The sequence below is a fragment of the Streptomyces sp. NPDC102259 genome (assembly GCF_044766465.1).
GTDB lineage: Bacteria > Actinomycetota > Actinomycetes > Streptomycetales > Streptomycetaceae > Streptomyces.
On the sequence record NZ_JBIWMA010000020.1, the window covers coordinates 31201 to 53353 of the forward strand.

22 protein-coding genes and 1 pseudogene are annotated in these 22153 nt (G+C 71.3%); 7 read left to right on the forward strand and 16 right to left on the reverse strand.

What is annotated here, in order from left to right:
• Window positions 1-24 precede the first annotated feature (24 nt).
• On the forward strand, window positions 25-1074 hold the full coding sequence (locus tag ACIRPU_RS33750; RefSeq protein WP_403874210.1) for an MBL fold metallo-hydrolase: 1050 nt from the start codon (window positions 25-27) through the stop codon (window positions 1072-1074).
• Window positions 1075-1238: 164 nt separating this feature from the next.
• On the opposite strand, the gene ACIRPU_RS33755 is transcribed toward ACIRPU_RS33750, so the two are convergent.
• Together ACIRPU_RS33755 and ACIRPU_RS33760 are read right to left on the reverse strand one after the other, a co-directional pair.
• Entirely contained in the window at window positions 1239-1460 is a 222-nt protein-coding gene (locus ACIRPU_RS33755) for a hypothetical protein (protein ID WP_403874212.1), read from the reverse strand.
• Window positions 1461-1766: 306 nt separating this feature from the next.
• Window positions 1767-2450 (reverse strand): S1 family peptidase, encoded by a 684-nt coding sequence (locus tag ACIRPU_RS33760; protein ID WP_403874214.1) that lies wholly within the window; start codon window positions 2448-2450, stop codon window positions 1767-1769.
• A gap of 217 nt (window positions 2451-2667) precedes the next feature.
• On the opposite strand from ACIRPU_RS33760, the gene ACIRPU_RS33765 reads away from it, so the two are divergent.
• On the forward strand, window positions 2668-2967 hold the full coding sequence (locus tag ACIRPU_RS33765) for a hypothetical protein (protein ID WP_403874216.1): 300 nt from the start codon (window positions 2668-2670) through the stop codon (window positions 2965-2967).
• Window positions 2968-3199: 232 nt separating this feature from the next.
• On the opposite strand, the gene ACIRPU_RS33770 is transcribed toward ACIRPU_RS33765, so the two are convergent.
• Window positions 3200-4078, reverse strand: coding sequence for a helix-turn-helix transcriptional regulator (locus ACIRPU_RS33770; RefSeq protein WP_403874218.1), 879 nt, complete (start codon window positions 4076-4078; stop codon window positions 3200-3202).
• A 212-nt stretch (window positions 4079-4290) separates the two neighbouring features.
• Between ACIRPU_RS33770 and ACIRPU_RS33775 the strand changes: the two genes are divergently transcribed.
• The 3 genes and pseudogenes from ACIRPU_RS33775 (at window position 4291) to ACIRPU_RS33785 (ending at window position 6322) form a co-directional block, all read left to right on the forward strand.
• Window positions 4291-5172: an SDR family NAD(P)-dependent oxidoreductase gene (locus tag ACIRPU_RS33775; protein WP_403874220.1), complete on the forward strand. Its 882-nt coding sequence runs from the start codon at window positions 4291-4293 to the stop codon at window positions 5170-5172.
• Window positions 5173-5261: 89 nt separating this feature from the next.
• Window positions 5262-5691, forward strand: a pseudogene (locus ACIRPU_RS33780) (hypothetical protein).
• A 466-nt stretch (window positions 5692-6157) separates the two neighbouring features.
• Window positions 6158-6322, forward strand: a complete 165-nt coding sequence (locus ACIRPU_RS33785) for a hypothetical protein (protein ID WP_355709174.1) — start codon at window positions 6158-6160, stop codon at window positions 6320-6322.
• A gap of 525 nt (window positions 6323-6847) precedes the next feature.
• Here ACIRPU_RS33785 and ACIRPU_RS33790 read toward each other — a convergent pair.
• From ACIRPU_RS33790 to paaA, 13 genes are all read right to left on the reverse strand, one after another.
• A complete protein-coding gene (locus tag ACIRPU_RS33790; RefSeq protein WP_355709170.1) occupies window positions 6848-7021 on the reverse strand; it encodes a hypothetical protein in 174 nt (57 codons plus the stop codon).
• A complete protein-coding gene (locus ACIRPU_RS33795) occupies window positions 7008-7664 on the reverse strand; it encodes a DUF6338 family protein (RefSeq protein WP_403874223.1) in 657 nt (218 codons plus the stop codon). The genes ACIRPU_RS33790 and ACIRPU_RS33795 overlap by 14 nt, the downstream gene beginning before the upstream one ends.
• On the reverse strand, window positions 7661-8710 hold the full coding sequence (locus ACIRPU_RS33800; RefSeq protein WP_403874225.1) for a tetratricopeptide repeat protein: 1050 nt from the start codon (window positions 8708-8710) through the stop codon (window positions 7661-7663). The genes ACIRPU_RS33795 and ACIRPU_RS33800 overlap by 4 nt, the downstream gene beginning before the upstream one ends.
• The gene (locus ACIRPU_RS33805) at window positions 8710-12105 is read right to left on the reverse strand and encodes a CHAT domain-containing protein (RefSeq protein ID WP_403874227.1); all 3396 of its coding nucleotides are present in this window, start codon (window positions 12103-12105) and stop codon (window positions 8710-8712) included. The genes ACIRPU_RS33800 and ACIRPU_RS33805 overlap by 1 nt, the downstream gene beginning before the upstream one ends.
• A gap of 394 nt (window positions 12106-12499) precedes the next feature.
• Window positions 12500-13750, reverse strand: a complete 1251-nt coding sequence (kynU, locus tag ACIRPU_RS33810) for a kynureninase (RefSeq protein WP_403874229.1) — start codon at window positions 13748-13750, stop codon at window positions 12500-12502.
• On the reverse strand, window positions 13747-14595 hold the full coding sequence (locus ACIRPU_RS33815; protein WP_403874231.1) for an alpha/beta hydrolase family protein: 849 nt from the start codon (window positions 14593-14595) through the stop codon (window positions 13747-13749). The genes kynU and ACIRPU_RS33815 overlap by 4 nt, the downstream gene beginning before the upstream one ends.
• Window positions 14585-15433, reverse strand: coding sequence for a tryptophan 2,3-dioxygenase (locus ACIRPU_RS33820; RefSeq protein ID WP_384109946.1), 849 nt, complete (start codon window positions 15431-15433; stop codon window positions 14585-14587). The genes ACIRPU_RS33815 and ACIRPU_RS33820 overlap by 11 nt, the downstream gene beginning before the upstream one ends.
• 53 nt (window positions 15434-15486) lie before the next feature.
• Entirely contained in the window at window positions 15487-16263 is a 777-nt protein-coding gene (locus tag ACIRPU_RS33825) for an SDR family oxidoreductase (RefSeq protein WP_403874375.1), read from the reverse strand.
• A gap of 47 nt (window positions 16264-16310) precedes the next feature.
• Entirely contained in the window at window positions 16311-17426 is a 1116-nt protein-coding gene (locus tag ACIRPU_RS33830) for a 2Fe-2S iron-sulfur cluster-binding protein (protein WP_403874233.1), read from the reverse strand.
• Between the two features lie 8 nt (window positions 17427-17434).
• The gene (gene paaD, locus ACIRPU_RS33835; RefSeq protein WP_403874235.1) at window positions 17435-17935 is read right to left on the reverse strand and encodes a 1,2-phenylacetyl-CoA epoxidase subunit PaaD; all 501 of its coding nucleotides are present in this window, start codon (window positions 17933-17935) and stop codon (window positions 17435-17437) included.
• A complete protein-coding gene (paaC, locus tag ACIRPU_RS33840) occupies window positions 17932-18729 on the reverse strand; it encodes a 1,2-phenylacetyl-CoA epoxidase subunit PaaC (RefSeq protein ID WP_403874237.1) in 798 nt (265 codons plus the stop codon). The genes paaD and paaC overlap by 4 nt, the downstream gene beginning before the upstream one ends.
• Window positions 18713-19030, reverse strand: a complete 318-nt coding sequence (locus tag ACIRPU_RS33845; RefSeq protein ID WP_355709151.1) for a 1,2-phenylacetyl-CoA epoxidase subunit B — start codon at window positions 19028-19030, stop codon at window positions 18713-18715. The genes paaC and ACIRPU_RS33845 overlap by 17 nt, the downstream gene beginning before the upstream one ends.
• Complete coding sequence (paaA, locus tag ACIRPU_RS33850; protein ID WP_403874240.1) at window positions 19027-20088, reverse strand: 1,2-phenylacetyl-CoA epoxidase subunit PaaA; 1062 nt, start codon at window positions 20086-20088, stop codon at window positions 19027-19029. Before paaA ends, ACIRPU_RS33845 begins: the two co-directional genes overlap by 4 nt.
• 321 nt (window positions 20089-20409) lie before the next feature.
• Between paaA and ACIRPU_RS33855 the strand changes: the two genes are divergently transcribed.
• Window positions 20410-20664, forward strand: coding sequence for an acyl carrier protein (locus tag ACIRPU_RS33855; protein ID WP_384109933.1), 255 nt, complete (start codon window positions 20410-20412; stop codon window positions 20662-20664).
• On the forward strand, window positions 20664-22142 hold the full coding sequence (locus ACIRPU_RS33860) for a class I adenylate-forming enzyme family protein (RefSeq protein ID WP_403874242.1): 1479 nt from the start codon (window positions 20664-20666) through the stop codon (window positions 22140-22142). Before ACIRPU_RS33855 ends, ACIRPU_RS33860 begins: the two co-directional genes overlap by 1 nt.
• The last annotated feature ends 11 nt before the right edge of the window (window positions 22143-22153 follow it).

Sequence of the window (22153 nt, forward strand, 5' to 3'; positions counted from 1 at the left end):
CCCCGCCGGTCGGTACTGCGAGCCTTGGCGGTCGGCGCCGGAGCCGCCACGCCGCTCTTCGCCGACCTGCCCGCCGCGTCGTACTCCCCCGACTCCCCCCTGTCCCTGCACCTGCTCGGGACCAATGGCGGGCCGGCGCCGCTGGCGAATCGCTACGGCATCTCGTCGGCGCTTGTGGTGAACGGCCGGACCTATGTCGTCGACTGCGGCCGGGGCGCCGTGACCCAGTACATGCGGGCCGGGCTGTCTCTGCCGTCGCTCGCGGGCATCTTCCTGACCCACCTCCACGCCGACCACATCGTCGACTACTACTCGTTTCCGCTGCTGGCCGCGGGTGCCGCCGGCTCCCAGGGGTTCCGTGATCCGGTGGACGTGTACGGCCCCGGCACGGCCGGGATCCCCTCGCTCCTCGCCGGCGCGCCCGGGCCGCTGCCGGGAACCGTCGAGATGACCAGGCTGGCCGGGATGGCCTACGCCGCTTCCCCCACCTTCTTCATGTCCGAACACACCGGGAGCGACCCGGCGTCACTGCTGCGGGTGCATGACGTGCTGCCGCCGTCCTCCGCCGGCGCGTCGGCCAGGAACACGGCGCCGACGATGCCACCCTTCACCGTCATGGAGAACGACGACGTGAAGGTCACCGCCGTCCTGGTACCGCACGGCGCGGTCTTCCCCGCCTACGCCTACCGCTTCGACACCGACCTGGGCAGCGTCGTCTTCTCCGGTGACACCACTCCCACGCCGAACATCATCACGCTCTCCCGAGACGTGGGTGTCCTGGTGCACGAGGCCCTCTACCCCGGTGGGCTGGCCGAGCTCGGTCTCCCCCAAGCCCTGATCGACCACATCCTCGCCACGCACACGGACGTGAGCGATCTGGGCCGGATCGCCGCCGAGGCCGGGGCGCGCACCCTGGTCGCCACCCATCTCAGTCCCGGACACCCGGACATCGTCCCCGAATCGACCTGGCGTCGGCAGTTGAGCGACAGTGCGCGCCGCGCCGACTTCGGCGGCTCGATGCTCATGGGTTCGGACCTCATGCACGTGCCGCTGCCTCGCCGACTCACCCGCTGAGTCACCTTCGCCCGCCTCGGTGCGGGTGAGAACCTGCGCAGAACACCGCTCCCTGCCCGGGATCGCCGGCAACACCTCACGCTCGCAGGACAGGAGAGTGTCGATCTCATCGCCGCCGACCGCGCGCATCGACTCAAGATCAGTTACGGGACAAGCCTTACGAGTCACGCCTTGGCCGGGCCGCTACCCGGCTGCTTTACGATGCGATCGCCGACCGCGATCGACTTCCACAGCTCACGGTCGATGCGCACCTTCATGAACTCGCCGTCCGCACGCCTCACCTTCACGAAGTGGTACATGTTCGCACCGTCGAGCATGCCTCGTGACTTGTCCTCGACCATGCCTTCCCAGGCATCGTCCGGTCCTGGTTTGTAAGATTTGGACATGCCGCAAGCCTACGGAAGTCGACAGACGTGGTGCAGTGTCACGAGGCACAAGTAGCGCAGTACGAATATCCCACGAGAAGCCTCACAAATGTCCTGAGCAGCGCAACGACGGACTCCTGAGCGCCACTGCCGACAGGTCGCGCCAGGAGATCCCGGTCCGGAACAGGTGACGCAAGACGCGGTCGACCAAGCTTCGGGGGACGCTCGGCAGTTCATCGGCTCGCTCCTCCTGTTCGACGGTCAGGCCGCGGTCGTACGGGAGGAAGCGCCCGCTCCACGTCGGGCGTGGGGCGGGCGGGGGGATGGTCAGTACAGGGCCAGGCCGAAGACGGCGAGGACCTCCGCGACGGGCTGGTAGTAGGTGACGCCACCGGACGCGCAGTTGCCCGAGGAGCCCACCGCGAACCCGAGGGCGACCGAACCGGAGTAGGCCGGCGCCCCGGTGTCGCCCGCTTCCGAGCACGCGGTGGAGCGGAACAGACCGTAGACCGTGCCGTCGGCGTGGTTGACCGTGGCGTTGACCGCGGTCACCGTCCCGCAGTGGACGCCGCTGGTCCGTCCGACGTGGCAGACGGACTGCCCGATCGCCGGGTTAGCCGCCCCGGTCACGTCCTGGTAGACGCCCCCGCCCAACGCGATGTCGCCGGGGAGGACCAGCGCGCTCGTGGTGTAGCGGACCACGCCGTAGTCGTCGATCGGGTAGGAGGCGCCCGCGGTGACGCCGAGGGGCAGGGTATGGGCCGCGTCCGCGTACCAGGTGGTGGAGTTGGTGCCGGAGCAGTGGCCGGCCATCACGGCGTAGTGGTCGGTCCCGCTCACCGCGTTGAAGCCGACGACACACCGGGCGCCGGTGGCCGCGTACAGCAGGGTGCCCCCGCGGATCGTGGGCACTTGGACGGCTGTGGCACCCGTCCCGGTGCCGAACAGCAGGGCGACCGCCGCTGTCACGACCGCGGTGAACATCGTCAGGCGGGTGTGCGCACGTCTCACGGCCCCTCCAGGGGAGTCGGTCGTCTCGTACCGGGCAGTGCCTCCATCGTGCGGGAGCGGCGTCCGCGGCGACAGACACGGTCCGGCCGTACCGCTGTCCTCACCGCCGTCCGGTCCGAACCGACCGCCCTGGTCGACTCTCGTCCCACTCCTCGAGGTCAGTTCCCACGCACTCGTCTCTGTCTACGATCCAACAACCCCCCGCCCAGGAAGCGCGGTGACCGTCATGGCCGAGGAGGTCATGCTCACCGGTCTCCTGCTGCGCGGCGGCGATGACGTGCCGGTGGTCGACGCGCCGCGCGGCCAGGTCGCCATGGAGCGCTGCACGGTGGTCGGCTCCGGCTGGGCCGCCGTACCGGCCCGGATGTCGGGTTCGCTGGCCATGCGGGGCTGCCGCGTCACCAATCCGGGGAAGGCCGGTGTGGTGGACATCGCGCCGGGCGGGAGGGTCGTCGAGGACTGCCAGATCGAGCATCTGGGGTCGCGACGATCGTTCTCGGCGAACCAGTCAGTGTGAGGCTCCGACACTGCTGACCCAGACAACGAAGGGCCTGATCTCTGGCTCGGTCGCGGTCTGCTCCGAGAGGTTCCCTAGGCCTGCCGGAAGCGCTCGTGCCCGTAGAGCTGGGTGTCGTAACCGCGTCACTACCAAGGGGCCCGTTCTTTCATGCCCGCGGACGCACCCGTACCTCTGTCCAAATGATCACCGCCCCGCACACCTCGACGAGATCCGGTTTGCCACAACGCACTCAGTTCTTCTGACCGTGCCCCTGCCCCTGGTCGGCCAGTCCGCCGGTCATGCGCTGGTTTCCGATGATCGCCAGTAGTCGCAGCTTCTCGTGGCTTTCCGTGCCGGGCGTCGCGGTGAAGGTGAGGAGGGAGTGCTCCTGGTCGGGGTCGAGGAGTATCTGACAGTGGACGGTGAGTTCTCCGACCTCGGGGTGGATCACGCGCTTCTCGGAGTTGAAGGTAAGGCCCACTTGGTGGTCGTGCCAGATGGCCGCGAACTCCGCGCTCCTGCCGAGCAGTTCACGAGCGAGGGCCGCCGCTTGTCCGTGCGGGCCCTGCCGGGCGGCCATGCGGTGCAGTTGGGCGGTGAAGACGCGCCCGTTGACGGCGTGGTCGGAGGCGGGATAGATCAGCCTCGACGAGGCGTCGGTGAACCACCGGTAGACATTGCACCTGGCCAGGCCGATGTAGTGGGTCTGATCGCCGAGGAGCGCCATGGCGGGCGCGGTCTGCACGAGCGTTTCCCCGAGGCGGCCCATGATCTGCGCGGGGGTGTCCTGAAGCCGGTCGATGATGCGCATGAGCCCCGGACTCACATGGTCACCGCGGACCACACGGCGGGGCGCGCTGTGGCCGGCGAGCAGGAAGAGATGATCGCGTTCGGCCAGGGAAAGGCGCAGTCCGCGTGAGATCGCGGCGGCCATCTGCTCGGAGGGCTGGGGGCCGTTTCCCCGTTCCAGGCGGGCGTAGTAGTCGGTGGACATGCCGGAGAGTTCGGCGGCTTCCTCTCTGCGCAGGCCCCGGACCCGACGTCGGGGCCCGCGCGGCAGTCCGACGTCCTCGGGTTGCAGCGCCTCGCGCCTGGCCCGGAGGAATTCCGCGAGTTCCGAGCGGTTCATGACGTCTCTTTCCTGCGGCACGACCGATGTGCCGGCATCTCCCTGGCCAGTATCACGGCGCGGGTCGAGGCTTATCCACTGTCTGCCGATCAGTGGATGAGGCAGCCCTGGTCCCGCGCTCGCCGACCGGGTCCACTTGAGGTCAGTGGCCAGGGAGGCCGATGAAGGTGAGCGCGGGGCCACCGGCCCGTGCCGGAAGGAGCGGGAGAGCCATGACGAAGTGGACCGCGACTGATCTGCCCGACATGTCGGGACGCACGGTGGTGATCACGGGAGCGTCGGGCGGTATCGGCCTGGTCACCGCGCGGGAGCTGGCCCGGGTGGGGGCGCAGGTCATCCTTGCCGTACGGAATGTGGCCAAGGGCGAGGAGGCCGCCGCCACCATCCCGGGGCGCACCGAGGTCCGTGAGCTGGACGTGTCCGACCTCGCCTCGGTCCGTCGGTTCGCGGCCGGCTGGACGGGCCCGATCGACGTCCTGATCAACAACGCGGGAATCATGAACGTACCGCTGACCCGCACGGCCGACGGATTCGATGCGCAGACGGCGACGAACTACTTCGGGCCGTTCGCCCTGACCAACCTGCTCCTGCCCCACATCACCGACCGGGTCGTCTCGGTGGCCTCGCAACTGCACCGGCTGGGCAAGACACGTCTGGACGACCTCACCGGACAGAACCGGCCCTACAAGGACATGGACGCCTACTACGACTCCAAGCTGAACCTCGTCCTGTTCTCCACCGAACTACAGCGGCGCCTGACCGCGTCCGGGAGCACGGTCAGGTCGATCATCGCGCACCCCGGGATCGCCGCCACGAACCTGGTCAGCCACACCCTCTCCGGCAGATTGATGTTCGGCACGCTGAGTTTCCTGCTCAACGACGCCGAGCACGGCGCGCTGCCGTCGCTCTTCGCCGCGACCCAGGACATCCCCGGCAACTCCTACGTCGGCCCGAGCGGCCCCGGCAGCGTCAAGGGCCACCCCAAGATCCGCAAGCCCGCCGCCGCGGGGCTCGACGCCGACACGGCCAGGGAGCTGTGGACCCTCACCGCCGAGCTGACAGGCACCGGTCCGCAACGGTCCACCGCTGCGTGACAACACGCTCAAGCCACGGCCCACTCCTCTCCCATCCTTGTCGCCCCTCCATCCCCCCGCACGCCGCTCGGAAAGTGAGCCACCGCACGATGAAAATCTCGGGCAACACCATCTTCATTCCCGGCGGCACCTCCGGAATCGGCCTCGGCCTGGCTCTGCGCTTCCACGCGGCGGGCAACAAGGTCATCGTCGCCGGGCGGCGCAAGGAACTCCTCGACCGGATCACCGCCGAACATCCCGGCGGCGATCCACTCGCTGACCAGCGCCCTCCGCGTCCAGCTCGCGGACACCGGAATCCAGGTGCTGGAACTCGTGCCGCCTGCGGTACGCACCGCGCTCATGGGCCAGGAGAACGCCGAGAACGCCATGCCGCTTGAGGACTTCCTCTCCGAGGTCATGCGTCTCCTCGAAACCCAGCCCGACGCCCACGAGATCCTTGTTGAGAACGTAACGTTCCTCCGCTTCGCCGAGGCGAACGGCAACTATGACCACGTCCTGGGCCTGCTCGGCGGCCACTGAGGCTGCGCCGTGCTCGTTTCCGCAGTTCAGCGGGGCTGGTGTGATGCGTGGGTGAGGGTACTCACGCTGACATGTGGCCACGGCGACGGCAAGGACCACGGCTCGACGACCCGGGACACCTCCCCGCGGGCCCGGGGAGCAGAACACCTCGGTCCGCGCCTTCGCTGCATGGGCTGGTCGTCCAGGCACCCTGTCGGGTAAGGGAAACTGAGTGGTGCCGACGGCTCGGCCCACAGCTGATCGATCCCGAGGCGAAACGCATGCCCCTGTCGGCCACCGGCGCGTTGCAACTGCTGTCGATCAGCGTTCGGGCGCTGCAGGACGAGATACCCAGTTCCTGCCGCGCGTCAGCCACGCGTTCGGGGACATGGGTCGTGTAACGGTGGACACCGGGTATCCGCACACCATGTATCTTTCGAAACCGTTGAAGGCTCTCTTACTTGGCATTGGCGTCTATGCGCTGCTCGTGCTGATGTTCCGATACGGACGCGGCGGCATGGCCTGGGACCACTCGCTTCTGGTCGCCCTGGTCGCAGCGCCGGTGGCGCTGTTGTGGGGGTGGGTGCGGGACCACTGGAACGACCGGGCACGAGAAGCCGGCGCGAAGTGGCGGCGGAAGAGGCAGAACTGACCCGTACCTGGCAGGCCGGCTTCCGGTGCGTCAGGTTCGCCTCGGTCTCGGGGCGCTCGGTGCGCTCCGAGACCACCTCGACCGGCTCTCCCGACTCCGCTGATCGCGGTCTCGGGCATCCCCAACCGCGCCGAGGACAAGGGGGGACGAATCCGGTCGCCCGACCACCTCGGGAACCGCCCTTGTGCCGGTGCTGCTGTTGAACGACAGCGGCGCGGCAGCCGTGCTGATCCCCCAGCTGCTGCCCCTCCAGGACCAGTTCGGCGGTGCCGCCGGCGGCGCCTACGCGAGCCCCCCCCCCAGCTCACGCCCTGGCCGACCTGTATCGCCTGCTCGACGAGGAACAGGCCGCGGGCGGGCGATCGGCGGTTCCTGGAGGCGCGACGTCGGCACTCGTGACACGGGCGATGCCCTCCAGGGTGCGCTGCTCTGGCGGCGCGGGACCCGGCCCGTGGTCGCGAAACGGGGCGAGCCGGGACCTCTCGTGGTCACCCGTCGTGCCGGGCGAGGATCAGGCGGTGCGGCTCACTCGGCGGGGCGGTCGGCGGTGGCGGAGACGCCGGGCGGCCCCTCGGGGGGAAGGGCCTGGTCCTCGGGTACGTCCTCCTTCTTGGGGTGGTAGCAACCGCGGGGCGGCCCGGCCCAGTCGTCGATATCGTCGTCGAGTTCGTCGTATTCGGTGGCTTCACGCCCGGTCATCGGTGTCTCCCTGGGAGCGGGGTCGGGGTTCGTAAATCTCCACTAGATCCACGTCGGCCGCGCGGAGGTACAACCCGCCCGTGCCGGGCATGCGAGGGCCGAAAGCGCCGCCCGGTTCCATGTGGTACTGGGACTCCAGGAAGAGGTCGCCAGGCTGCGGATAGATGGAGGCGCGTGAGCGCGTCCCGTACCAGCCTCCGGCCCATCCGCCGTTCTTCAGCCGGACCCGGACGAAACACGCCCCACGGTCCATGAAGAAGGCGTCCCACGCGGTGGGCGCCTGATGATCGAGTACGGCGGCGCGGCGACGCCGCACCCGGGCGGCTTCCGCCCATGCCACAAGCGTCGGCAGGACGACGACGAGGAGCAGCAGCCACAGACCGACCGCCCGAGGCCGGTCGACGACACCGGCCAGGGATCCTCCCCCGTCGCCCCGCAGCAGCCGTACGAGCTGGGGGCCGGCGGCGATCAGATAGACCGCGTCGAGCAGGACGCCCACGCCGAGGGCGCGCAGAAAGCGGTTGGTCGCCTCCTGCTCGGCCTCTCGGACGCCGAGCAGCCGCTCCCTCGCGAAGAGGTAGGAGGTGCCGGGCAGGACCAGCAGCACAAGGATCGCCAACTGCTGAACGGTACTCGGAGTCATGCGCCGCCCTTCTGTTCGCGCGCACCGCGGGCCGCCCGGTGGGCCAGTGCGCTCAGTTCGCCCAGTTCGAGGCCGAACGCGCGCGTCTTCACCCAGGTTCCCTGCGCCGGCTTGATCAGCTCCAACTCCTCGGAGGCACGGCTCAGCAGCTCGGCCGCCGCTTGCTCGTCGTCCTCGTTCCAGGCGAGCCGGGCGACCACGAGCATGAGAAAGGCGGCGAGGACGCGTTCGCGCGTCCTCCCGCGCCGCTCCAGGAGGGTCAGGGCGCGTGAGAAGCACGTTCTCGTGCGGGTCGGGATCCCGCGCGCCACGTTCTCCACACCGTCGTCGACGAGAGCACGCACCTCCCGGAGAACGCCGGGTCCCAGCGGCGGCACGTCGGCCCGGTCGCCGAGCCGCCGGTCCGCCTCCTCGAGAAGTTGTACCGTCTCCCGACGCACGGTCCGGGCACCGCGGAGAGACTCGGCCAGTACCAGGACGCGGTCCAGGAGGGCGATCGCGTCCACCGGGCGCCCGCGAGCGAGCAGGGCCTCACCGAGCAGCCGGGAGGCCCGCACCGCCTCCGGCCGTCTGTCCGTCGCCTCGCCGACGACACGGCATTCCTCGAGGAAGGCGAACTCGGCCGTCTCGACCGGTCGTCCGGACTCCAGCACCAGCAGCGCGTTGGCGCCGGCCTTCGACGAGGTTCCCTCGTCACCGGACCGGCGGGCGTGTTTCCAGCTCTCCAGGTAGTGGGCGAGGCCTTTGTCCAGATCACCTGAACGGCTATGGGCGACGCCCAGGTTGAGCAGGACGTGCCCCCGAAGCGCGGAATTCTCGGCGGCCTCGTTCACCGCGATCCGCAGCGCCCGCTGCCCGGCGGCGATCGCCTCGTCGTAGCGTTCCTCTTCGGCGTAGTACAAGCAGAGGTAGCCGAGCAGGTGGGCCAGGTCGCTGCCCCGGGGCGCGGGGCGGACGACGCGTGTCGCCATCTCCAGATGGGCGATCCACTGGTAGGCGGGCATCTGCTCGGGGACTTCCGGGTCCGGGTCGGTCCGTTCGGTCATCACACCCCCACCAGGGTGAAAGGCGCCCAGAGGTAGGGGTGCCGGAAGGGACGCTCGGGCACACCGTCGGACATCAGCCGCCGCCGGATCTCGGCGGGCAGCCAGTCCTGGCCGAGCAGTTCACCCGTGGTCGCCGAGCGGAGCCACAGCTGGGCGCGCCGCAGCGCTTGCGCGGGCGTGGGCATCGCGGGAGCGCCCGGCGGTTCGTCCGACGGCGGCGGTTCGATGTCGTGGCCGAGCAACCTCCGGTAGAACGCGATCATCAACAGCACCGCCGCGGTGTCGCGAGCCTCCCAGCGTGTGCAGACCACGCCGGCTCCACCGGCCAGCAGGATGCCGGTCGGCAGCCCGATCGCCTCGTCCGGCAGTCGGGTGCTGACGACTCCGGACTCGCAGGCGGACAGGGTCACCAACCGGGCGTGTTCCAGCGGTCGAGGCCGTGCGTCGAGCAGATCGGCCAGGGTGATGCGTGCCGCGCCGAGATCGAGGCCGGACGCCAGCGGATCGACGGGGTCGTACGCACCGTGACATGCCAGGTGGACGTGCGTACCGGCGGGCAGGGCGTCGAGCAGACGTCCCGTCGCCCGCGTGTTCCCGGATACGTATCGGCTCTCGCCGACCGGGGCGAAGAGGAGTCGGAGCGCGTCCGCCTCCTGTTCCGCGAGGATTCCGCCGTCCTGGCTGCTCGAGTCGAACGCCGCCACGAGAACCGGCGCCGAGGTCCGCACGGACCGTCGCCTGGCCGTGCGGAGCAGTCGTACGGACGGAACGTAGGCGACCGTGTGCGTCGTGAGGAGCGGTTCGCCGGTCGCCGGAAGTGTCGCGGCGTGCAGCGGCAGGTGGGCCGTAGGGCCGCAGGCGACCACCACCACACCGGCCACGGCGCCGAGAGCCTCGACGAGCGGTGCGATCAGCTCCTGCCCGAGCCTGGACAACAGCTCTCGCAGCCCCCGTCCGTTCTCACGCCCCGCCCGGGCCGCTTCGCGCGCCAGGGCCTCGGCGCCCGCGCTGGTCAGGGCATGCCACACAGCTTCCAGTCGTGGTCCGGGGTCGCTCGGGTGGCGGACGATCAGGGACATGCTTCCGCTCTGCGTGGCGGCCAGGTAGCACAGCGGCTCTCCCGGGCGGGCCGCCCCCATCACGTCGCCCGGTGTCATCTCCCGCAGGAAGGAGTCCATGCCGGGCAGGGTCCGGACTCGCGCCAGGGCGGTGGCCAGTTCCGCTCTGGCCTCGTCGAGAAGTCCGCCCAGCTCGTACTCGGCGAGATCCAGCTCCCGGCCGCCGTCCTCGGGAAGTTCGAAACGGCCCAGCTTCCGGTTGCGGGCTTCCAGCGTCTGTACGGCCTCGGCGGCCCGCACATAGGAGGCGTGGACGTCCGGGTCCGTCCGCGCGAGCTGGTGGAGCTGATCGTGGTCCGGTGCGAGGGTCAGATTGAAGGTGCGTGTCCTGCCTCGTTCCAGACACAGCACGGCTTCCTCCAGTCGGCCTGCCCGGGCCAGCGCGTAGGCGGCCCGCTGGTGCAGATCACTTGCCGAACGCAGTCGCCGCTGACGTGAGGCGCTCACGAGACAGGCGCGGAAGAGTTCGTCGTCGGCCTCCACCGCCCGCAGGTACGCGTCGGCCGCCTTCGACCAGTCGGCCTGCTCGGCGAGCACGTCACCGAGTCTGTCCGCCGCGACTTTCAGCAGGTCGGAGCGACCGTACGCCTGCGCCACCGCTTTGCGGAGCGCCGACAGTTCCCGTTCGCGCAGTTCGGATTCCCGCGCCGGGTCCAGGTCGCGGCCGACGCGGTACGCCTCCGCCAAGGAGGCCAGCTGGAAGCCGAGTTCGAACCGGATCGGGAGGCCCTCGTATGCCGCGACCGCGTCCTCGATGTGCCGCAGCCCGCGCCGTCCCAGCGCCACCGGGTCCACGGCGTCGTCCTTCCCGGCTTGCCGCAGCATCGACCAACCGAGCTTCGACATGCTGCGTGCCCATAGATGGGGAGCGCTGTTCCTGTCCCGGTCCACGAGCGCGGCTTCGTGGAGCCGGATCTCCTCGTCGTACTCGCCGAGGTCGCCTGCGGCGATGGCCAGTTTGTCGTAGGTACTGGACGCCTCGGCGCGGTCGCCCACGCGCTCGTAGACGGCGAGCGCCCGCAGCAGGTGCTCGCGTGCGCGAAGACTGTTCCGCCGTCGGTCGCCCCGAGTCCTCTTGGACAGTGAGACGGCCAGCCTGGCCTGGGTGTTGGCCCACTGCTCGGGGGCGGTCTCCTCCGATTCGATCTCGTTCAACTGCTCGTACAGCCGAAGCACGTGCTCATTGTTCACGGCCGGGTCGCCCTGTTGCCGTACGTTGTACGCGCCCGCGAGCAGACTCTGGGCGTCACACCACAGCTCCTTGGTCTCGGCGGGGTCGAGTCGGGTGACGACCGGTGTCAGAAGGGCGATGGCCTCCTCGATCTGGCCTGACGCGGCCTGTGAGCCCCGATCGACGAGCACCTTCGCCAGCTCGCTCCGGGCACGCGCCCACGTCTCAGGGTTCGATTCGGGCCCCACCTCCTCCAGAGCAGCCCGCAGGTGACGGATCGCCAGCTCCTGATTGGCCCGGACGTCGCCCGTGTAGCGCTGACCGTAGGCGCGTCCGAGCTCGTAGCGGATCGCGGCCCAGCGTGCAGGGTCCTCCTCCCTCGAGACGGCGTTCGCGCCACGCAGCAGCAGACCTATGGCCCGTTCGAGGCCGACGACGTCCTGGCCACGGTTCACACTGCTCAGCGTCATACCGAGAGTCACTTCGAGCTCGGTCCGTAACTCCGGCTGGTCACGGTCTCCGAGTAGTTCCAACCCCTGTTCCGCCAAGCGTGACAACTCCGCCGCGAGCGGTCTGTCGCTCAGCGACCGGCCGAGCCCGGCGCGCCCCGACGCCACCAGTTCGTCGCCGATCCGCAGCACCTCGGGCGGTGGTGCCGAGCGCTTGGGCTTGACCCTGCACACACGCGGTCCCGGGCCGGCCGAGTCGTCGCGCGCCGTGGACGCCAGCAGACCGTGTGCCGCGTCGAACGGCACGGAGATGACGCCGCTCGCCTCCGCCTCCGCCGCGCTCACTGGCCCGAGTCGGTCGAGCAGCGCGTCCATGTACAGCTGCTTGTTGGCCTCGTCGGTCTCCGGCACCGTGTGCGGCGGGCAGAAGTACACCAACTGCCGATCCGACGTGGCGCGGTACACCAGCAGAGGGAAGGGCTGGACCTTTCTCACCCCGCACGACGGGCAGGTGACGGCCGGAACCTCGCCGGCGAGGACACCCCGCACCAAGTCCGGCCGGGCGAGCGCGTCGACGACCATGTACGTGTTGTCCAGGGCTTCCTCGCCACAGCCCTGGCACTGCCAGCGGTTCGTGATCCGAACCGAGCAGTCCACCCCCCACACTTCTGTCGGCGTCAACGGGCGGACCGGCCGAGGGAGATGGCGTAGGGGGCCTCGACGCTGTCATCGCTTCGCCGACCGCTGCGGCCGAACGTGCGCCGTTGAAGTGTGGTGCTCATGGTTCTCCTAGCCGAGGAGAGGAACTATGGCCGCAGCATTCCATGGGGAGCGCACCCCCATCGGGTGTTTCGACCAGTTTGGGATCGCTGGGCCTGTTGTCGGTTCCAGCTGCCGATTGGGGTGGTATCGAGCGTAGTCGAGTCGTCGCTTCGGGCGGGTGATGGGGCGGGGTCTCGTGCGGCCGAGCGCGCTCGGCTCGGCCGAGCGTCGGTCCCCTTGGTCCGTCGCCTTGGCTTTGAGTCAATGGCATTGAGGTCAGGGAACAGGCTCAGGTGACCGGGCCCGGCCGCGGCGGCGCGGGGTCGTAGGACGACTCGCGCACGATGGTCCGCAAACACTGTGCGGCAGTGAGCAGTTCCGTGTGCGTGGTGTAGAGCGCGTTGACGCCGAAGCGGAGCAGGTCGGGGGTGCGCATGTCGATGACGACGCCCCGGTCCGCCAGGGCCCGTGTCAGACCGCGGGCATGCGGGTGGCGCAGGGACACGTGGCTGCCCCGACGGGCCGCGTCCCGGGGCGTCACCGGGGTGATGCCCAGCGGGGTGAGCAGTTCTTCGGCGCAGGTCAGGAAGAACTCCGTCAACGACACGCTCTTGGCGCGCAGTTGCGCCAGGTCCACGTCCTCGAAGACGGTGAGTGCCGCCTCCAGGGCGAGCAGGGACAGGATGGGCGGGGTGCCGATACGGGCGCGGGCTATGCCCGGGGCGGGTGTGTAGTCCCGATCCATGGCGAAGGGGCTCGCGTGGCCGTTCCATCCGGTCAGGGGGGTGTCGAGGGCGTCGTGGTGACGGCGGGCGGCGTAGAGCCAGGCGGGCGCGCCGGGGCCCCCGTTGAGGAACTTGTAGCCGCAGCCGACGGCGAGGTCCACCTCCAGGGCGTCGAGGTGCAGCGGCATCGCCCCGGCGGCGTGGCACAGGTCCCATACCGCGAGCGCGCCGGCACGGTGCGTGGCCTCGGTCAGCGCGGCCATGTCGCACAGCTCGCCGGTGCGGAAGTCGACCGGTGAGTAGCTGACCGCCGCCACCCGGGAGCCGTGCTCGGCGAGGAATTTCTCCAGGCCGGCCGGGGGGATCAGGCGCACCTCCAGGGCGTTCTGGCGGCGGGCCACCGCGTCGGCGAGGTAGCGGTCGGTGGGGAAATGGCCGGGGTCCGTGACCAGCAGGGGCCGGTCGGGGCGCAGTGCGGTGGCCGCGCTGAGCGCGGTGAACAACTGCACGCTGGTGGAGTCCCCCGCCACCGTCTGTCCCGGCGCGACGCCGACGAGGCGGCCGATGGTGTCGCCGATCCGCAGCGGCGCGTCCCACCAGCCGTTGTCGTTCCAGGAGTTGATCAGGCCGGTGCCCCACTGGCGGGCCACGACGTCCGCCAGGGCGGGCGGGACGGCGGCGGGCAGCGGGCCCAGGGAGTTGCCGTCGAGGTAGATGACGCCCTCGGGGAGCACGAACCGCTCGGCCAGCGGGGCCAGGGCATCCTCGGCGTCGGCCTGGGCGGCCCGGTCTTCGAGCGGCGTGGCGGCGGTCATCGGTGCGTGGCCCTCCCGGCGTCGGTGCCGGTGCGCCGAGCGCCGAAGTCGGCGGACATCTCCCGAAGGGTGTCGGCGACCGCGCGGGCTCCGGGCGCGCCGGGTTCGATGAGCGTGTAGTGGCCGGTGCCGGGCAGCACGACCGTCCTCAGGTCCTGGTGCACGGCCGCGTAGTCGGCGAACTGGGTGAGGGGGACCTCCTCGTCCACGGCACCGTGCAGCAGCACCGTCGGCACACCGGTGGTACCGGTCTCGCGCAGCAGGGTGAGGGGGTCGACGGCGGGCAGCCGCTCCTCGAACACGTCCTCGCCCCCGAGGAGTTGCAGGGCCGCGCCGTTGCTGAGGCCGTCCCGGCGGGTGGCGGTGAGGTCCGTGATCGGGGCGAGCGCCAGCACGCCCGTCGGGAGGGTGTCGGTGTGCCAGCGCGAGCCGTCGGGCAGCAGGCCGCGGGCCGCGCACCACAGGGCCAGGTGGCCGCCGGAGCAGTGACCGGCGAGGATGTACGGCCGCCCGTCGGGCAGGGTGTCCACGATCCGGGCCACGTCGTCGAAGGTCTCCGGGTGGCCGCCGGCGCCGCCGGAGCGGCGGAAGCCCGGCAGCAGCACCTCGAAGCCCTGCTGGGACAGGTAGGCCGCGAAAGGAGTGAGGTGCATGCGGTCGTAGCGCCAGTAGCCGCCGTGCAGCAGGATCACCAGCGGGGCGCCGGGATCCCTGGCCGGCCAGGCGTCGTAGGCCTGGTGCGGGTGGTCGCCGTAGCGGCCGTGGACGGGAGCGAGCACCGGCTTCAGGCTCAGTACCCGTTTCTCCTCCTCCGCCGCGAAGGCGGAGATCACCCTAGATCCCACCGCGCACCTCCCACAGTTCCGGGAACACCGGGCGCGTCGCGCGCTGTTCGAGCCAGGCCAGGCCCGTGGAGCCGGCGCTGCCGCTCTTGGCGCCCATGGCCCGGCGGACGACCATGACGTGGTCGAAGCGCCAGCGCAGGACGAGTTCGGCTATGTCGGTGAGCAGTTCGCCGAGGACGAGCAGCGGATGGTGCTGGGGGCCGGAGTAGATCAGCCGCCACACCTCCACGACGCCCGGGTCCGCCGTGTAGGGCGCGCTCACGTCCCGTTCCCGAACGTGCTCCGGCACCGGCAGTCCTCGCCGGTGCAGACAGCCGAGCACCTCGTCGTACAGGGACGGCTGGCGGTATGTCTCGCTGAGCGCCTCGTGCACGGCGGCGTCGCCCTGGTGCAGGCGGAGCATCGCTTCGGACTTGTCGCCGAGCAGGAACTCCAGGTGCCGGTACATCGCGGACTGGAAGCCCGAGGCGTTGCCGAACGCGGCTCTGAAGCCGTTGAACCGGGCGGGTGTCAGGGCGGCCAGCGGGGCCCAGGTGGCGTTGAGGGCGGTCAGGGCGCGGCGGCTGCGCGTCAGGGCGTCCAGGGCGGCGTCCAGGTCGTCCTTGGCGAAGGCCGTGCCGGCGGTGCGCCATTCGTGGACGATCAACGTGAACCACAGCTCCATCACCTGGGTGGTGACGACGAAACCCATCTCGTCGGGCGCCTCGGTGAGGGGCTGCTGGAGGTGGTTGAGGACGGACGCGTGCACATAGGCGTCGTAGGGGCTGGCACCGTCCGAGGGCCGGGTCAGTGGGTCGTCCGCGGCCTGCCGGGCCGGTGCGGACGTGCCGTCGTTCATGGTGGGGGCCTCCTAATGCTGCCGCGGGCGGCGCGGCGGGTAGGGCGCGGGACTCACGGACCGAGGTGGACTCCGCCGGAGGCGTCGATCCACTGGCCGGTCACCCAGCGGGCGTCGTCGCTCGCCACGAAGGACACGACGTCGGCGATGTCCGCGGGGGCGCCGAGCCGGCCGAACACGGAGGCCGCCTCGTACCGCCGGCGGATCTCCGGGACGGCGAGCGTCGGGTTGATCTCCGTCTCGGTGTAGCCGGGGGCGACGCTGTTCACCGTGATGCCCCGCGGTCCCAGCTCCTGGGCGAGGGCCAGGGTGAGGTAGTCGAGGGCGGCCTTGGTCATGGTGTAGGCGATGATCGGCGGGAAGGCGACCCGGGTGGCGACCGAGGAGACGTTCACGATCCGGCCGCCGTCGCGCAGCCGGTCCAGAGCGCGCTGAACGATGAAGAACGGCGCCCTGGTGTTGATCGCGAACGCCCGGTCGTAGTCGTCCTCGGTGACGTCCGCGATCCGGCGCGGGACGGTGATGCCGGCGTTGTTGACGAGGATGTCCAGGCCGGGTGCGGCGTCCTGCTGGGAGAGGGCGTGGTCGAAGGCCGTCCAGAGGGTGTCGGCGTCGCCGGGCACGCCCAGTTCGGCGTGGACCGGGAAGGCGTGTCCGCCGTCGGCCTCGATCTCCTTGACGGTGCGCTCGGCCGCCTCGCGGTCGTGTCCGTAGTGGACGGCCACCAGGGCGCCCTCGCCGGCCAGTCGGCGGGCGACGGCCCGGCCGATGCCGCGGCTGCCGCCGGTGACCAATGCGGTCCTGCCCGCGTGCCGCAGGGGGGTGGTCATCGTGTTCTCCTTCTGCTGGGATGGGTGGGTGCCGGCGCCGATGTCCGTCATGCGTCGAAGTCGACGGTGACCTCGGCGCCGAGGGGCCTGGCGCGGCAGGTGAGCGTGTAGCCGGCGGCGAGTTGCCCGGCGTCCAGGGCGTACTGGGCACCGGTCGCGACCTCCCCGGTGAGGACCTTGGCGCGGCAGCTGCCGCAGATGCCCTCGCGGCAGGCGTAGGGCACGTCCGGGTGGTCGCGCAGCAGCGCGTCGAGGAGAGCGGGGTCCCGGGGCCCGGCGGTGACGAGCCGGCGGTGGCCGTCGTACAGGGCGGTGACACGGGTGCCCTCAGGAGTGCGCGGCGCACCGGCTGCGGGAGGGGCGCCGGCCGCGGGAGGGGTGGGCGGAGTGTCGCCGAGGGCGAACAGCTCGGAGCGGACCAGGGCCGGGTCGGCTCCCGCGTCCGTCAGCGCCTGGCGGAGGGTGGCGACCAGGCCGGCCGGACCGCACAGGGCGAAGGTGGTGTCCGGGCCGGGCCGGGTGTCCAGCGCGGCGAGCAGACGCGGCAGGTCGGCGGCGCCGATCCGGCCGCCCAGGGGCGGGCGCCCTTCGCGGGTGAGTACGTGGAGCACGGTGAGTCGGTCGAGGAACGCGTCCTTGAGCAGGGCGAGTTCGTCGGCGAGCAGGGCGTCCGCGGCCGTGGGCACCGAGTGGACGAGGAGGACCCGGCATGTCGGGTCCGTGCGCAGGGCGCCCGCGGCCATGGCGGCGAGCGGGGTGATGCCGGAGCCGCCGGCGATCAGCACATGGTGGGCTCCGGGCCGCTCGGGCAGGGTGAAGGCACCGGTGGGCGCGGAGAGTTCGAGGCGGTCGCCTTGCGCCAGGCGGGTCAGGGCGTACGCGCCGAAGCCGTCCGGGGCGCCCTTCTTGATGACCAGCCGTAGCGCGCCGGGGTCCTCGGGCGGGGGGCACACCGAGTAGCTGCGGCGCAGTTCCTCGCCCGCGCGGTGGTGCCGAACGACGACGTGCTCGCCGGGCCGGTGCGCGAAGGTGTCCCGCAGGGGGGCCGCCACATCCAGGGTGACGGCGACGGCGTTCCTGGTGAGGTACTGGACGGCGGTGACCGGGAGCCGGTGCCAGCCGGTGCGCCGGCGGGCGCCATGGGTCGGGGCGACGGAGTTCACGCGGGGCCTCACAGTGCGCTCAGGTGGGGGAACAGCTCGGCGCACGCGGTGCAGCGCAGCATCGACTGGCAGCGGGTGGGGCCGAACACGCTGTGCGGCCGGGTGGCCCGGGAGCCGCAGTGCGGGCAGGGCACCCCGATGAGCCGGACGAGGACCGGGCCGTCGTCCGGTGCGGGCGTGGGCGGGGCGATGCCGTGGGCGGCGAGTTCGGCGCGGCCGGCCTCGGTGATGCGGTCCGTCGTCCACGCCGGGGACAGCACCTGCCGTACCCGGGCGTCGGGGTGGCCGCAGTCCGCCAGGACCTCCTGGATCGAGGACGCCATGGAGGCCAGTGCCGGGCAGCCCAGGTACGTGGGGGTGAACTCCACCTCGAGACGTCCGTCGGCGCCGGGGGCGACCGAGCCGATCACACCGAGGTCGCCGAGGGCGAGGAAGGGCAGCTCCGGGTCCGGCACGGCCTCCACCCGGGCGCGGACCTCCGCCACCGAAAGGGCCTTGACGGCGGTCACCAGGTGCCTCCGGGGAACTGGCGGCGCACCGACTGGAGTTCGGCGACCAGAGAGGCGAACTCCTCGGTGTGCAGGCCCGCCCGGCCGCCTCGGGCCCACCATCCAGGAGCCGGAACGGTGAGTCCGGCCCGGGTGATCACCTCCGTCGTGCTCTGCTCCCACCCCGGGCGCAGCGGGGCGGGCGAGGGTGCCGTGCCGGCGGCGGCGAGGTCGCGTACCGGGTCGTCCTCGTCGAAGAGTTCCGCCGTGTACGGCCACACCAGGTCGAGGCCCCGCTGCATCCGGCGGGCGCTCTCGGGGGTGCCGAGGCCGAGCTGCTCGGTCCAGGTGTCGGCGTGCAGCCGGTGGAAGGCGACCTCCTTGGCGGCCCGCTGCCCGAACGCGGCCAGTTCGGGGTCGGCACAGCCGCCCAGCGCCTCGTAGTACGCCACGGCGTAGTGGGTGTAGACGAGTTGCCGGGCGACGGTGGTCGCGAAGTCGCCGTTGGGCAGCTCGGTGAGCAGGGCGTTGGTGAACTCTCGGTCGGTCCGGGCGAAGGCGAGGTCGTCCTCGTCGCGTCCGGTGCCGTCGAGGCGGCCGGCGAGAGTGAGCAGCAGCCGGGCCTGGCCGATGAGGTCCAGGGCGATGTTGGACAGCGCCAGGTCCTCCTCGATGGTGGGCGCCCGGGTGATCCACTGGCACAGCCGCTGTCCGAGGACGAGGGCGTCGTCGCCGAGGCGCAACAGCTGGACGGCGAGCCGGGTGTCGGTGCGGCCCGCCGCGGTGGGGGTTGCCGGCTCAGTCGTCGTGGCCACCGTCGGGGACCCTCTCGGTCGTCAGCGGCACGAACTGCTGCGGGTAGCGGTACGGCTTGTGCCGCGCGTTGGCGAAGTACGGGTCGCGTTCGTCCGGGGAGGCGGTGTGCACCGCGTCCGAGCGGACCACCCACAGCGACAGCGGGTCCCCCCGGCGGGTGTAGAGGTCACGCGCCCTGAGCAGGGCGGTGTCCGGGTCGTAGGCGCGTACCGAGCCCACGTGCTGGTGGGAGAGTCCGCGCCGGGGCCGGAGGAAGACCTCCCAGGACCCGGGGGCGCCCTCGGGCTGCCCGCTGCTCATGACTGTGCCTCCATGCGGTCGTGTCCGCGCTCACCGGCGTCCGGGTCGGCCGCCGCGTCGCGGTCCCGGGTGCGGGCGGCGTACGCTGCGGCGGCCTCCCGTACCCAGGCGCCTTCCTCGTGCGCCGCGCGCCGGTGGGCGACGCGCCGGCGGGCCCAGTGGGTGTCCTCGCCGAGCGCATGCCGGTAGACGTCCCAGTCGACCGGGGTGAAGTCGTAGTGGCCGCGTTCCTCGTTCCAGCGGATGACCGGGTCGGGCAGGGTCAGGCCGAGGCGTTCGGCCTGCGGGACGCAGCTGTCGACGAAGCGCTGGCGCAGCTCGTCGTTGGTGTGCCGCTTGATGCCCCAGGCCATGGCACGGCGTGAGACCGCGGCGCCGACCGCCGCGGTGCGCGCGTCGGCGCCGCCCGCCTCGGTGTCGGGCGGGCCAAACATCAGCGCCACGGCCGGCAGCCACCAGCGGTCCACCGCGTCCTGCGCCATCGCCTTCTGTGCCGGGGTCCCCTCGCACAGGGCACGTATCAGGTCGTAGCCCTGCCGTACGTGGAAAGCCTCCTCCTGGCAGACGCGCCGCATGGCCCGCGCGTAGGGCCCGTACGAAGTGCGGCACAGCGGAGCCTGGTTGATGACGGCGGCTCCGTCCGTCAGCCAGGCGATGGTGCCGGTGTCCGCCCAGGTCAGCGCCGGGTGGTTGAAGGTCGCCGAGGCGCGCTGGCGGCCCTGGTGCAGGGCGTCCAGCAGATCGGCGCGGTCCACGCCCAACGTCTCGGCGGCGGAGTACAGGTACAGCCCGTGGCCGGCCTCGTCCTGGACCTTGGCGATGAGCACCGACTTGCGGTGCAGGGAGGGCGCCCGGGTGAGCCAGGCGCCCTCCGGCTGCATGCCGATGATCTCGGAGTGGGCGTGCTGTGCGAGCTGCCGGAGCACCATGCGTCGGTAGCCGTCGGGCATCCAGTCGCGCGGTTCGACTGCCTCGCCGGCGCCGACGAGCGCCTCGAAGCGGTCCATCGGTTCGACCTCGTCGGTGGTCGCGGTGCCGGCGGGCCCTGGTGCGCTCATGCCGCTCCTCCCCGGCCGGTCCACGCCGGTTCGGGAACGTACGCGCCCCGGAACCGGACCCCTTGCCTGGGCACTGGCATCACTCCTTCGGCACTTCCCGGGCGCCGTGGCGCCCCCCTCGCCCGGTGGATCGGGCGCGGCCTCCGTCTTGGAAAGAGGTCGTGCGAGAGGCCCGCAATCCCCCGGCCGCACGCATGGGCGCGTGACACATGTCACGCGGGGGTGCGGGGATTGCGGATCGACGCGAGCGCCTCTTGTTCGGGTGACAGGCGAAGGACGCGACCCGCTCGGCGGTCGGCTCGCCGGGCGAAAGGGGTAACCATGAGCACCGTCAGGGAGCTGCTGGTCGAGCTGACCGGCACGGAGGAGTTCGCCGACGCCGGGCGGGTCGGCGACGACCTCGACCTCGCCGCGAGCGGCATCGACTCCGGGGATCTGGTGCGGCTGGTGTTGCTCGTCGAGCAGCGGGCCGGCGTGGAGATCACCGCCGACGACATGGAGAAGCTGCACACGATCGCCGACTACGAGCGTTTCGTGGCCGAGCGGTCCGTGGCCGGCGCCGGTGGCGGTGCCTGATGTGGCTCACGCAGCTGCTGGAACGCAACCGGCAGTGCTATCCGGGGCGGACGGCGCTGGTCGACGAGCAGCGCGAGGTCACCTGGGCCCGATTCCACGACCGTACGCTCGAACTCGCGCATGGATTGGCGGAGTTGGGAATCGAGCACGGTGACCGCGTCGCCGTGCTCTCCAAGGACCGTATCGAGGTTCTGGAGACCTACTTCGCGCTCGCCCGCCTCGGCGCGCTGTTCGTACCGCTGAACCACAGCCTGGCCGTGCCCGAGGTCGCCGACATCGTGGCACGCGTCGGCGCGGTGGCCGTGTTCGGCGAGTCCGAACTGCTGGACCGTCAACCGGAGTTTCCCGCTTCGGTGCGGATCACGATGGCGTTCGACAAGCCGGTGTTCGAGGCGCTGGGCAGTGTGGCGGCGCGGCGGGAGCTGCCGCCCGTGGCCGACACCGATCCGGTGGCCGTGCTGCACACCTCGGCGACCACCGGGCAGGCCAAGGGCGTCACGGTCGACAACGCCTCGTTCCGCGCCATCGGCCTGGGCTGGCTGGCGCAGGCTCGGCCCACCGACGACATCGTGATGGTCAACTGCTGCCCGCTGTACCACGGCAGCATGGTGGTGTCCCTCACCTACATGGCGGCGGGCGCCACCATCGTGCTCATGCCGGGCTTCACCCCGCAGCGGGCGCTGGCCGCGGTGGAGCGGCACCGGGCGACCCACGCGTGGATGGTCCCGCAGATGCTGCGCTTCATGCTCCAGGCCAAGGGCGCGGACCGCACCGACCTGTCCACGCTCCGGGAGATCCTGTACGGCGCCGCCCCCATGCCGCTGGACGTGTACGAGGAGGCCGTACGGCGCCTCGGCTGCGGCTTCCGGCAGGTGTACGGCATGACGGAGGTCGGCGGCCCGTTCGTGACCCTCGGCCCCGACGAGCACCCCGCGCCCGGGGACGTCTGCGCGCGCATCCCCTGCGGACGCGTGATCCCGGGTATGTCCGCCCGCGCGGTGGGCTCGGACGGGGCGGAGGCGCCGCGCGGCGAGATCGGCGAGATCGTGGTGCGCGGGCCCGGTGTGATGCAGGGCTACTGGAACGATCCCGAGGCCACGCGGGAGATCCACCTCGACGGGTGGATCAGGACCGGGGACCTGGGCTTCGTGGACGAGGCGGGACGCATCCACCTCGTCGACCGCACCAAGGACGTCATCATCCGGGCCGGACAGAACGTCTACCCCTCGGAGATCGAGCGCGCCCTGATGAGCCACCCGGCGGTGCGGGACGCGGCGGTCGTCGGGATGGCGGACGAGGACTACGGCGAGGTGCCGCTGGCGTACGTGGTGGCCGAGCCGGACACCGGGGCTCGGGAACTGCTGGGCCACCTCTCACGGTTGCTCGCGCCCTACAAGAGGCCGCGGCGGGTGGAGTTCATCGAGCAGGTGCCCCGCAACCCCGCCGGGAAGATCGTCAAGAAGCTGCTGCGGACCTGAGGGCACGCGCC